Annotated in this window: 13 protein-coding genes; 5 read left to right on the forward strand and 8 right to left on the reverse strand. The window is 53.3% G+C overall.

Translation table 11 applies throughout. The features are described 5' to 3' along the window. Nucleotides 1–18: 18 nt before the first annotated feature. From V7775_RS16680 to V7775_RS16700, 5 genes are read right to left on the reverse strand one after another with little or no spacing between them, the layout of a single operon-like run. Nucleotides 19–609 (reverse strand): LysE family translocator, encoded by a 591-nt coding sequence (locus tag V7775_RS16680; protein ID WP_335753042.1) that lies wholly within the window; start codon nt 607–609, stop codon nt 19–21. A gap of 15 nt (nt 610–624) precedes the next feature. Then, nucleotides 625–1,548, reverse strand: coding sequence for a 2-hydroxyacid dehydrogenase (locus V7775_RS16685; protein WP_335753043.1), 924 nt, complete (start codon nt 1,546–1,548; stop codon nt 625–627). Continuing rightward, complete coding sequence (locus tag V7775_RS16690) at nt 1,541–2,389, reverse strand: fumarylacetoacetate hydrolase family protein (protein WP_335753044.1); 849 nt, start codon at nt 2,387–2,389, stop codon at nt 1,541–1,543. The genes V7775_RS16685 and V7775_RS16690 overlap by 8 nt, the downstream gene beginning before the upstream one ends. Nucleotides 2,390–2,435: 46 nt before the next feature. Further along, nucleotides 2,436–4,232 (reverse strand): IlvD/Edd family dehydratase, encoded by a 1,797-nt coding sequence (locus tag V7775_RS16695; RefSeq protein WP_335753045.1) that lies wholly within the window; start codon nt 4,230–4,232, stop codon nt 2,436–2,438. Continuing rightward, on the reverse strand, nt 4,229–4,990 hold the full coding sequence (locus tag V7775_RS16700) for an SDR family oxidoreductase (protein WP_335753046.1): 762 nt from the start codon (nt 4,988–4,990) through the stop codon (nt 4,229–4,231). Before V7775_RS16700 ends, V7775_RS16695 begins: the two co-directional genes overlap by 4 nt. Nucleotides 4,991–5,176: 186 nt before the next feature. On the opposite strand from V7775_RS16700, the gene V7775_RS16705 reads away from it, so the two are divergent. Together V7775_RS16705 and denD are read left to right on the forward strand one after the other, a co-directional pair. Then, entirely contained in the window at nt 5,177–6,061 is an 885-nt protein-coding gene (locus tag V7775_RS16705) for an NAD(P)-dependent oxidoreductase (RefSeq protein ID WP_335753047.1), read from the forward strand. After that, complete coding sequence (denD, locus tag V7775_RS16710; RefSeq protein ID WP_335753048.1) at nt 6,058–7,023, forward strand: D-erythronate dehydrogenase; 966 nt, start codon at nt 6,058–6,060, stop codon at nt 7,021–7,023. The genes V7775_RS16705 and denD overlap by 4 nt, the downstream gene beginning before the upstream one ends. Nucleotides 7,024–7,166: 143 nt before the next feature. Here the strand turns inward: denD and V7775_RS16715 are convergent, their stop codons facing one another. Both V7775_RS16715 and V7775_RS16720 read right to left on the reverse strand, forming a co-directional pair. Next, on the reverse strand, nt 7,167–7,832 hold the full coding sequence (locus V7775_RS16715; protein WP_335753049.1) for a DUF6058 family natural product biosynthesis protein: 666 nt from the start codon (nt 7,830–7,832) through the stop codon (nt 7,167–7,169). Nucleotides 7,833–7,869: 37 nt separating this feature from the next. Continuing rightward, the gene (locus V7775_RS16720; RefSeq protein WP_335753050.1) at nt 7,870–8,490 is read right to left on the reverse strand and encodes a LysE family translocator; all 621 of its coding nucleotides are present in this window, start codon (nt 8,488–8,490) and stop codon (nt 7,870–7,872) included. 73 nt (nt 8,491–8,563) lie between these two features. On the opposite strand from V7775_RS16720, the gene V7775_RS16725 reads away from it, so the two are divergent. Continuing rightward, nucleotides 8,564–9,244: an ArsR/SmtB family transcription factor gene (locus V7775_RS16725; protein ID WP_335753051.1), complete on the forward strand. Its 681-nt coding sequence runs from the start codon at nt 8,564–8,566 to the stop codon at nt 9,242–9,244. A gap of 49 nt (nt 9,245–9,293) precedes the next feature. On the opposite strand, the gene V7775_RS16730 is transcribed toward V7775_RS16725, so the two are convergent. Further along, nucleotides 9,294–9,953: a GntR family transcriptional regulator gene (locus V7775_RS16730; RefSeq protein ID WP_335753052.1), complete on the reverse strand. Its 660-nt coding sequence runs from the start codon at nt 9,951–9,953 to the stop codon at nt 9,294–9,296. 197 nt (nt 9,954–10,150) lie between these two features. On the opposite strand from V7775_RS16730, the gene V7775_RS16735 reads away from it, so the two are divergent. Next, nucleotides 10,151–11,173, forward strand: coding sequence for a TRAP transporter substrate-binding protein (locus V7775_RS16735; RefSeq protein WP_335753053.1), 1,023 nt, complete (start codon nt 10,151–10,153; stop codon nt 11,171–11,173). Between the two features lie 82 nt (nt 11,174–11,255). Next, entirely contained in the window at nt 11,256–12,425 is a 1,170-nt protein-coding gene (locus V7775_RS16740) for a mandelate racemase/muconate lactonizing enzyme family protein (protein WP_335753054.1), read from the forward strand. Nucleotides 12,426–12,431 lie beyond the last annotated feature (6 nt).

Here is a 12,431-nt window from a genome sequence, read left to right on the forward strand (position 1 = left end):
GGCGTGGGGATGATGCGTCTAACGCAAACTGAGCAAGGCGACCCCAACAACGATCAACATCGACGCAGCCATTGCCATATTAATCACGCGCTGCACCCCATTGCTTAGGTTCAACGCACCCAGAGTTGTTCCAAACCCCAACCAAATAAAATGAACTGGCAACCACACCGCATTAAACAACAGCAGCTTTGTTGTGATCTCCCAAGCAGGTGCACTGGGCATAAACGCAAACCCCGAAAACAAGGTGGTTGCAACGACATAAGCCTTGGGATTGATGAATTGCAGCAACAACCCATTGGTAAACCCAAGCGGCGACTTCGCTGGCGAAAATCCAATTTTGGTCCCAGCACTGGCAATGCGAAATGCCAAATAGATCAGATACCCGACCGATGCGATCAACAACACAACGCGCAGTGATGGCACGGCCAACACCACTGCACCCAATCCGGCAATCACCATCATCATTGTGATAAAACCACCAAGGCACAGACCCGCGACAAACGCAAAACCTGCGCGAAATCCAAATGCCGCGCCAATCCCTGCCGTGGTCAGTACCCCCGGTCCCGGTGTGATCAGCAAAAAGAAAACGGCGATGACAAACTCAATCATGTCGTCGCCTCTGGATCAAAGATGCGCGCATTCAGGCACAGCGGAAATCACCGTACCATCCCGTAAGTGCTGCAACAGGTTATCAACCGTCAGCGCCCCCATGGCCGCGCGGGTTTCAACCGTGGCGCTGCCAACGTGAGGCAACAAAACAGTATTGGGCAAATCACGCAGTGCTTGGGGGACATGCGGTTCCCCCTCAAACACATCCAAACCTGCCCAGCCAAGTTTACCTGTTTTGAGCGCATCAATCAGCGCAGCCTCATCCACAACAGAACCACGGCTGACATTGATCAACGTGCCTTGTGGCCCCAATGCTTCGATCACTTCGGCATTTACAATCTTGTCCGTAGAAGGACCGCCGGGTGTGATGCAGATCAGCACATCACAATCATACGCCATCTCAGTTAGGTTGTCGTAATAGGTGTACTCGACATCCTTCTTGTTGCGCGAATGATAGACGATCTTGCTGTTCCAAGGTGCCAGCTTGTCCGCGATTGCTTGACCGATGCGGCCCAACCCAAGGATGCCCACGGTCTGCCCATCTGCTGAACGGGTCAGCGGCGCGCCACCTTTGGCCTCCCAATCGCCGGAACGCACATAGGCATCGTCACGCAGAACTTCGCGGTAACATGACAACATCAATAGCAATGCTGTGGTCGCGACTTCTTGGTTCAGGACATTGGGCGTGTGGGTCACGATGATGCCACGACGCGCGGCCTCATCTGCATCAACCGCATCATAGCCCACGCCGTAGCCGCTGATCACTTGTAGGTTTGTCAGCGACGCCATCAGTTCCGGTTTCACCCCGTCATGACCGTTGGTCACAACATGCGTTATTGCTTTTGCGTCATAACGGTTTGTCTGGCGAATGGTAAATTCCGCCTCTAACCGTTCGCGCATCGTGTCGGTTATGCCCCCAATTTGTAATAGTTCAGGCATCTTCATCTACTGTCTGGCGCTGCTGGCCCAGCCCTTGAATGGTCAGTTCCATCGTATCACCTTTTTTGAGGTACACTGGTTCTGGCTTCATCCCCATCGCCACACCTGGAGGAGTGCCAGTGGTGATCACGTCACCGGGGTGTAGTGTCATCAAGCCGCTCAGATGTTCGATAATTTCGGCAACAGTAAAGATCATCGTGGCAGTACTGCCCGTCTGCATCCTCTTGCCGTTCACATCTAACGCCATGTCAAGGTTTTGCACATCTTCTACCTCGTCACGTGTCACCAGCCACGGGCCTGTTGGCCCGAAGGTGTCGCATGATTTACCCTTGGTCCATTGGCCTGTCAGGTTGGTTTGGAAGTGCCGCTCTGACACGTCATTCACGATGCAATACCCTGCAACATGGTCCAATGCGTCCGCTTTAGAGACGTATTTTGCCGTTTTGCCAATCACCACACCCAGCTCAACCTCCCAATCTGTGTGGGTAGATCCGCGCGGCATCACAACATCATCATAGGCCCCAACAATGGCCGAATTTGCTTTGAAAAACAGGATAGGGTGTTCAGGGATCGCGGCACCTGTTTCGGCGGCATGGTCGGAATAGTTCAAGCCAATGCACAGGAACTTACCGATGTCGCCCACACAGGTGCCAATGCGCTGTTCACCGTCAACAATGGGCAAAGTCGTAGGATCAATCGCGCGCAATTTGGCAAGGCTTTCATCACCCAGCGTTTCGCCGCTGATGTCAGTCACATGACCCGACAGATCGCGTAGCAGCCCTTGGTCATCCAAAAGGCCGGGTTTTTCAGCGCCAATCGCGCCATAACGGAGAAGTTTCATTTTGTAGTCCCTATTAGTGCCAGCTCAGTTTGAGCAGCAGTCTTGATCAATGATTGTCGCGCGGCGTGAATTTGCGGGCGATGTCTTGGTATTTATCTGCCCCCTCAAGGGTCATTCCGTGATCCAAACGCCCAACTTTTTCGCGGAAAAATTCCTGCCACGGGGTTTGGCTGGCGGGCATGTCATAGCCCCCATTTGCGGCCAGTTCGCGTGCACGGTCAGCAAGCACATCCAGCGGTACCAGCATGTCGGCGGTGCCTTTGGCTAGATCAATGCGCACGGTGTCGCCTGTTTGCAGCAAGGCCAGCCCGCCACCATCCGCCGCCTCAGGCGAGGCATTGAGGATAGAAGGAGAACCAGAAGTACCCGACTGGCGCCCATCCCCGATGCATGGCAGGGCCTCAACACCTTGCTTAATCAAATAAGACGGTGGCCGCATGTTCACGACCTCTGCCGCACCGGGATATCCCTTTGGCCCAGCCCCGCGCATGAACAATACACAGTTTTGATCGATATTCTCAGACGGGTCATCAATGCGATGGTGAAAATCCTCTGGCCCGTCAAACACAATCGCGCGGCCCTCAAATGCTTCCGGATCATCAGGGTTAGACAGATACATTTCCCTAAACGCGGGTGAGATGACCGAAGTCTTCATGATCGCGCTCTCAAACATATTGCCAGACAGGTTCAGGAACCCCGCCTGTTCTTTCATCGGATCACTGGTGGGTTTGATCACGTTGGTATTTTTAGAGCTGAGCCCGCCACAATTTGTGCCCATGCTTTTCCCATTCACGGTCAAAGCATCAGGATGGGGCAACAAGCCGCCAGTGATCAGCTCACCCACAACGGCGGGAACACCCCCTGCATGTTGGTAATCTTCGCCCAGATATTCACCTGCTGGCTGCATGTTTACCAGCAACGGCACATCAAGCCCGTGCTTTTGCCAATCGTCATTGTCCAACGGAACGCCCAAATGCCGCGCAATCGCATTCAGGTGGATCGGCGCGTTTGTAGAACCACCAATCGCCGAATTGATCACAATCGCATTTTCAAACGCTTCGCGCGTCATCACGTCAGTCGGGCGCATATCCTCCCAGACCATCTCAACGATCCGTTTGCCTGTCTCATAACTGATCTGGCCCCGCTCACGGTACGGCGCAGGGATGGCGGCCGATCCCGGCAATTGCATCCCTAACGCTTCGGCAAGGGAGTTCATCGTCGTGGCCGTACCCATCGTGTTACAATATCCAACAGATGGCGCTGAAGCCGCTGCGATGTCCATAAATTCGTTGTTATCGATTTCCCCCGCAGCCAATTGCTCGCGGGCTTTCCAGATCACCGTGCCCGAGCCTGCGCGTTCACCTTTCCACCACCCATTCAGCATCGGTCCAACGCTGAGCGCGATTGCTGGAATGTTCACGGTTGCAGCTGCCATCAACAGCGCTGGTGTTGTCTTGTCACAGCCGATGTTCAGTACAACACCGTCCAATGGATACCCAAAAAGCGTCTCTACCAAGGACAAATACGCAAGGTTACGGTCTAGCGAAGCAGTGGGCCGCTTGCCCGTTTCTTGAATGGGATGCACAGGAATTTCTATACATGTCCCGCCTGCTGCAATGATCCCGTCACGCACACGTTTGGTCAATTCAATATGGTGTCGATTGCACGGGCTTAGGTCACTGCCAGTTTGAGCAATACCAATGATCGGCTTGCCTGATTGCAACTCGTCGCGCGTCAGGCCGTAGTTCAGGTACCGCTCAATATATAGCGCCGTCATTTCTAGATTGTCGGGGTTCATGAACCATTTGCGCGACCGCAGGTCGTCTATTCCGATTTTCTTCATTGGCCTGACCAACCTCCATCGATTACATGCGCATGACCTGTGGTGAACCCGCTCTCATCAGAAGCAAGGTACACCACCAAAGCCGCGATTTCCTCTGCCGTAGCCACACGGCCCATCGGCTGGCGGGACACAAATTGCGTCATCGCCTCATCATAACTGCCCAGTTTCTCTCCCAAGGCAGTGACACGGTCATGCCAACTGGGCGATTCAACCGTGCCGGGACAAATACAGTTACAGCGAATGCCTTTGTCTACATAATCCACAGCCACCGATTTGGTCATGCCCACAACCGCAGCTTTGGTGGTCCCGTAGATAAAACGGTTCGGCGCGCCGATGATGCTCCCTGCGGCAGAGGACATGTTCACAATTGATCCGCGCCCCCGCTCTAACATGCCGGGCAATGCCGCCTTCATGGTGCGCACCATCGAGCGTACATTTAGGTCGAACGCAAAGTCCCACTCGTCGTCCTCAGAATCAAGGATCGATCCATGATGCACAAAGCCCGCACAGTTAAACAGAATGTCTGGATTGGCGCGCGCAACGCCCTCCTTAATGCTGTCAGCGTCCAGCGCATTAATTTCGAAAATTTCAATATTTTCGAGATTCGCATCCCGAATCGTGGAGAGTGAATCCATGTTAACGTCCGTTGCAAACACCTGCGCGCCTTCGTGCGCCATCGCAATCGCACTGGCACGACCGATCCCCTGACCAGCCGCCGTAACCAAGGCCCTCTTTCCACTAAGTCTATTTCCAGTCACGTAAATTCCACCCTATTCATTGCGATACGACCGATGTTCACAGGGCCCGTTCTCACGTCCTGATGACAAAAATTTCTACTCGGTTCACCGCATCTGCTGGCGCTTTTGAACCGATGCGTTAGCCTATGATAGAGTTTTCGATTTGACCATAACCCCTTGTTGTCTACCTGAGCCCAGGAGCGCCTCATGTCCCGAACCCTAAAAATGACTCTCATTGGCACTGGCCTGATGGGCGTGCCCATGTCGCGTAATCTAATGGCCGCGGGCCATGATCTAACTGTGTGGAACCGCAGCCCCGAACGCGCCGCCCCTTTGGTCGAAGAGGGTGCAAAAACTGCGCCGACAGCGGCCCAAGCGATTGAGGGAGCAGAGGTGGTCATCACCATGCTTTCCGATGGGTTTGCAACCCAAGACCTGATTTCAAATGAAGCCGTTGTGGCGGCCCTAAAGGCTGACATGATCTGGATCGACATGTCCAGCACCACACCAGAACACGCACGCACACAGTCCGCGTATCTAGCAACTTTGGGCGTGGCCCACATTGACGCACCTGTTTCGGGCGGCACCAAAGGCGCGCAAGCGGCCAGCCTCGCCATCATGGCTGGCGGCGATCTAGCCACATTCGAACAAGTCACTGACGTATTTTCGGCGATGGGGCGCGCTGTTCACGTTGGCCCGTCAGGCGCAGGACAACTGTGCAAGCTGGCAAACCAAACAATCGTTGCGGTTACAATTGCCGCCGTGGCCGAGGCCACATTGCTGGTCCAAAAAGGCGGTGCCGACCCTGCCGCCTTGCGCGAAGCCTTAAAAGGCGGATTTGCTGATAGCATTATCTTGCAACAACACGGCGCACGCATGTCTGAACGGGATTTTGCCCCCGGCGGGCTGTCAAAATTTCAACTCAAGGATTTAGACAATACACTTGCCGAAGCAGAGATGCTTGGCCTCACCCTCCCCTCTACGCAAGCCGTACGAGACAGATTTGCAACTTTTGTAAACGATATGGGCGGCGCTGATCTGGACCATTCGGGTCTTTATCTTGAACTTGAAAAACGGAACAAACTATCATGACAAAAATCCTCATTCTTGGCGGCGGCGGGATGATTGGCCAAAAATTGGCACAGAGAATTCTTGACCAAAACATCTTTTCAAACGCACAGGTAACTCTGTTTGATCGTGCGTTTCCCCCTAACGAACTGTCCGCAAAAACCATAACAGGTGACATTAGCAACCCCAGCACAGCCCAACAGTTGGCGCACACACGCCCTGATGTGATCTTTCATTTGGCCGCCATCGTTTCAGGACAAGCCGAAGCCGAATTTGATCTAGGGTGGAGCGTCAACATGATGGCGATGTGGCACCTGCTGGGTGCACTCCGCGACGAGCATGACGCATCCGGCGGCAGCTATCGCCCGCGCGTTGTCTTTGCCTCATCCATCGCGGTCTTTGGTGGGCCATTTCCTGATAAAATTGGGGATGAATTCTTGTCCGCCCCGCAAACAAGTTATGGAGCGCAAAAAGCGGCCTGCGAATTGCTGGTTTCTGACTTCAGCCGCAAGGGATTTATTGACGGGATCTCCCTGCGCTTACCAACAATTTGTGTACGCCCTGGTAAAGCAAATGCAGCCGCCTCCTCGTTCTTTTCTGGCATCATCCGTGAGCCATTAAACGGGATGGAGGCAATCTTGCCAGTGCCTGATACCGTGCGCCATTGGCATGCTAGCCCGCGTTCCGCCGCGCGGTTCCTAACCCATGCAGCGCTATTGAATACAGACCTGTTGGAAGGTCGCCGCGCATTAAACCTACCCGGCATCAGCTGTACCGTAGCTGAACAGATCGAAGCCTTGCGTCTGGTCGCAGGTCAAGATGCAGTGAACCGTATCAAGGTAAAACCGGACCAAACTATCATGCGCATGGTTGATGGCTGGCCGCGCAACTTCATGCCAACCCGCGCGTTGGCCTTAGGCTTCAAAGCCGAGAAAACATTCGACGAAATCATTAACACATACATACAGGACGATCTCAAAGGTTAGACCTTTTGCAGTGTTTCACGTCCTTTGATCCCAACCCTGTCCCAAGTCTTTACCATCGTCCACGGTGTCATGAACTTGGAATAGAACAGTCTGGTTAGTCTAACGTCAGATGATGTTGGGGTCGTCACTATGATCACGCATTTTCATGCGGGTTTCTTGGCAAGAATGTTGGCCCTTACGTCAATGATGCAACGTTGCCGTGAGGTTTGCGATACTTCGTGGGGGGCAAAATCGGATTCCACCTCGTCCAGCGCGGCTACGGCTCGTTCAAGGAGTTGGAGTTTCACTTGTGCCGAAGACGCTGACCCTTTGGTGGTCATTTGTTCAATATACAAAACGAGGGCCTGCTTCTTGAAAACTGTCTCAGGCTGACCATCGCGGGTGCAGACGCCGTACACGCCATTCAGAAAATGATCCCAAGTTGCGTTTGCATGGTCACTGTCAAATTGCGTTTTGATGTCAGGAGCGAACTCTGACAATTGCTGCCCAAGATCGCTCGTATAAAACGTCCGTTTCGCGTCGTCATAGCGGCTGAAGAAATATTGGCGCGCGTGATCTTCAGTCGTGAGCTCGAGTCGTACGACGCTTTCGAGCCACGCGGAGTGCCCCTTCAAATAGAAACGATACGTGGCATCATCAGAAAAGCTGCTGACAAAAGACACCGACGATCCTTTGCTCGTGTACACATACGACGCGGCTGGAAAGACACAAGCGCGGGTCAGGGCCGACAGTGCCTCCTTTGTTATATTGTTGGTTGTTACAAATGTCTCTTCTTCAAGGAAGTTAGCGTAGAGGTAGTTCATCAGCATTTTCGGCTCCTTCTCGGATCGAATTGATAAAACGCCATCAGTTCCGGCTGATGAGTAGACGCAGGCCTGCAACCGCGAAGAAGGCGCCCAGAACACTCTGTATGCCACGACGCGCTTTGCCGTAGAGCCGCACCATAATTGGTGTGGAAAAAGCAACGGCATAAAGCACGTGGATGACGATTGAGAGCATGAACGTGCCCAGCACGATCACCATTCCAACCCAATGTGGCGCGCCACCCGTTAGCCCCAACGAGATGATTGCGATCCATGCGAGGGCCGCCTTGGGGTTGGTCATCTGGATGATGTAGCCGCGTTTCGCGTACCCCAATGGCGATCTTGTGCCACCCGCCAATTCCTTGGCTTCGATATCATGCTTCGCGGCTGCGGATTTGAAGGATTTATAGGCCAGCCACAAAAGGTACAGGCCACCGAATATCTTGATGGCGATCAATGCAACTGCATATTGAGACAACAGAGCCGACAACCCAATCACTGTCATGACGGCCCACGTAAACGACCCTGTTGCAATGCCAAGCGCCAGCGCGATCCCTGATCCTCGCCCGACGCTCATCGACGTGCCGATCACGGCTAGAATATTGGGGCCGGGACTGGCAATGGCCAACAGGATACCGGGAAGGTAGAGGGCAAAGTCAGTCATGTGTCATCTCCTGAAGCTGTTCACACGACACTAACAGCTTGACCGTGAGATATACTTCGTCTGTGATCAAACTATGAAAGAAGGCCCCGATATATCCCTGCCGGCCGCCATGATGGGCGACCCTGCGCGCGCCAATATGCTGATGGCTCTGATGTCTGGTATGCATCTAACGGCGACAGAGTTGGCCAATGAAGCAGGCGTAACACCAGCAACGGCAAGCGTTCATCTGGCCAAACTGTCCGCAAGCGGTTTGATCACGCCAACAAAGCAAGGCCGCCACAAATATTTCTGTATTACGGACGCAGATGTTGCGCATGCGATAGAGGCGTTGGTGATCGTGGCATCTCGTGCGGGTCATATGCGCACAAAACCGGGGCCAAAGAACGAAGCCATGCGGACGGCGCGGTCTTGTTACGATCATCTTGCAGGAAAGACGGCAGTGACCCTGTTCGAGACATGGCTGGAAAGCGGTGTGCTAGCATGGGACCGTGAAACGATCACGCTCACCGAAAGCGGACGAGTGTTTTTGAAGACGCGTGGCATAGATTTGGACGCATTGGAAAAAAACAAACGCCCCCTTTGCCGCTCATGCATTGATTGGTCTGAACGGCGCCATCATCTGGGCGGAGCCGTGGGGGCCGCCGTTTTGACCCGCGCGTTGAAGGAAGGCTGGGTCACCCGAGACGGCACTAGCCGTACGCTTTCATTTGAACAAGATGGTGAGCTTGCTCTGGCGAATTGGTGTCAGACTTAGACACAGGGTCAACGCCACGCAGATTAATAAATTTCTGTCTGCAGAAAGGTTATCCTGTAGTTGACGCCAACGTATCACCTTTGAGGTGCCTTGCGAGATGATCATGTATTTTGGCACGGGTTAGAGCCTCGTCTCCGGATAGGGCAGCGTCTAGGATAGCGGCATGGTGCTGGATGTTCCCGGAGATGAAATCAAACTGGCGGTCTGCCACCATCAACTGCTGGCGAAACTGCGCATAAACACGTCTGTGCATTTGCTTAAGCGTCTCTGACCCACAATCTGAAATCAAAGTCTGGTGAAAATCGTTTTCCGAATTAGACCAAATTTCGATAAGGCCTGATGGATCTCCATGCGCGTGAATGCGTTTTTCTATATGGCTAAGCTGGTGATGCGCTGCGGTCAGTCTCGCCTCCCAAAGTACACCGCCCTTGCGCATCGAAAGAACCGTTCCTTCGCTTTCTAGCAGGACCCGCATGTGCGTCAGTTCGATCAGTTTGGCTGCACATCGTTTTGGCACTCTAAACCCTCGTTGTTCCTGAAAATCGACCAGACCAACAGTCGACAACCGAAACAGCACTTCACGCACCGTACTGGCGGAACAATTATACTCATCTCGCAACACTTCGGCACGCAGCTTTGCACCGTGCTCAAATCCATTTGAGGTCAGTTGAGTCTTTATAGTTTGATAAATGTCTATTTCTTCAGGCATGACCGCATTCACATTGCTACAACTGTATAGAACTTACAGGAATTTATTTCGATAATATACAATAATCTCGAAATTATGATAAATATCACTTTTTTCTTGTCGCTTACGATTCGTAAGCCTACCCTCAACTCAGCGTTATCCAAACGGAGGCACTACGACCTTCGGAAAAGCACACGCTCAATGTCTGGGAGGACAACATGAATTTAGTAAAAACAGCGATTTCGGTGGCCGTAGCAGCCACGATGGTTGCAGGGGCTGCAATGGCAGATGGCCATGCAACCACAAAACTACGTATTCAAACACACTTTTCGCCTGAAACACTTTCAGGTAAAATGGCCACCAAATACGTCGATGACATTCAAACAATGTCTAACGGCGAAATTGCAGTCGAGATGTTCTATTCCTCATCTGTTGTAAAATCGGTTGAGACATTTGACGCGGCGGCCACTGGCATTCTTGATTGCGACATGACGGGGGGCGCTTATCAAACAGGTAAGAACCCGGCATTCCAGTTTGCGGGCGACCTGATGGGTGGCTACGGCAACCCTTACCAGCAGATGGCATGGTTGTTGCACGGCGACGGGCGCGCAGCACTCAACAAATTGTACAACGGCTATGACATGGAATTTGTCGGCTGGTGGATTCCTGGTCCTGAATCGCTTGCCTCAACCAAACCAATCCGCACAGCGGCTGATTTCAAAGACTGGAAATTCCGCTCCCCCCCTGGCCTTGCGACAAAAGTATTCGCCGAGCTGGGCGCGTCTCCGATTGTGATGGATTTCAACGAAATCTTCACCGCGCTTGAAACAGGCATCATCGACGGTGCTGACGCTGCAAACCTGACCAACAACGTGGGTCTAGGTTTGTACGACATCGCCAAGCACACAAACTATCCGGGCTTCCACTCGATGCCAGCTGACCACCTTGCATGCCGCAAGGATGTTTGGGACGGGATGCCTGCGCATCACCGTAAAATCATGGAAGTCGCAATGGACAGCCTCGCGCTGCATAACGCGACAGTCAACGAAGTTCAGAACGCGCAGACAGCTAAAGATTTGAAAGCCCAAGGCGTAAACCTGTACGAATGGGCACCTGAAGATCTGGCCGCTTACCGTGCCGCTGTTCAAGCTGGCTGGACCGAGTTTGCAACAACACCAGAAGCAAAAGAGCTGCTGGCGAGCCACATCGCATTCCTCAAGAACTTGGGCGCGATGAAGTAAACGTCCCGCAATGGACTAAAATTTCGCGGCAAGGCTGTTTCACAATGGCCTTGCCGTTTTACCCTCCAATCACCGGATTTTCATGAAAATCACCCGTATCATAAGCCATGTACTGCAATACGATATGCCCGAGGTATTAGGGTATTCGCAGCAGTATTACGCGCAACGCTCGGCGCATCTGGTTGAGGTGCAAACCGATGAGGGCGTTACGGGCTGGGGAGAGTGTTTTGGTCCCGGGAACGTGGCGATTGCCAATAAAGGTATTGTAGAAAAAGTGATCCAACCGATGGTTCTGGGCATGGACCCAATGGACCGCGACGTGATTTGGCACAAGGTCTATAACCTTCTGCGAGACCACGGACAAAAAGGCATGCCGATGCAGTCCCTCTCAGGCGTGGATATTGCGCTGTGGGATATTGCGGGCAAGGTGGCGGGCCTGCCCCTGCACAAATTGATTGGCGGCGCGCATCGAACGGATGTTCCTTGTTACGGCTACGGCATGATGTTGCGAGATGAACCTGTTGATGATCTGGCCGCCCGGTTTGAGGATGAAGCGGCCGCAATCAAAGACGCGGGATTTGCCGCGACAAAGATGAAAGTCGGCTTTGGCCCCAAGCCAGATGTAAAGCTATGCAAGGCTGTGCGTCGCGGAGTGGGTGATGATTTCAAATTCATGGTCGATGCAAACCACTGTTATACCACCTCTGATGCCTTCTATGTGGGCCGCGCGTTAGACGATTTGGATGCCTATTGGTTCGAAGAACCCATCGCGCCAGAAGACCTTGATGGTTACCGTGAACTCCGCGCTGGCTTGCGGGTGAACATCTCGGGCGGCGAGGCAGAATTTAACCGCTGGGGCTGGCGCAACATTCTGGAAAACCGTGGCCTCGACATCGCCCAACCCGAAGTATGCGCGCTGGGTGGCGTGTCGGAATACCTGCGCGTATTGGCCCTATGCCACGCGCATTTCACCCCAGTGATTAACCACGTTTGGGGCAGTGCAATCGCCGTCGCCACAAATCTGCAACTGCTGGCCGCAATGCCGCCACTTCCCGGTGGGTTACATCCGTGGGAACCGATGCTGGAATTTGACACCACAGACAATAAATTCCGCGACGATCTGCTCGCAGAGCCGCTGGATATCCAAGGCCAAGTCAAAGCAAACGCAGGCCGTGTCACTATCCCGACAGGCAATGGCATCGGGGTCGTACCGGACATGGACTTTATCAAACACTACGCGATCAGCACATGAAGCAAG

It is taken from the genome of Sulfitobacter sp. (assembly GCF_036960155.1).
GTDB lineage: Bacteria > Pseudomonadota > Alphaproteobacteria > Rhodobacterales > Rhodobacteraceae > Sulfitobacter.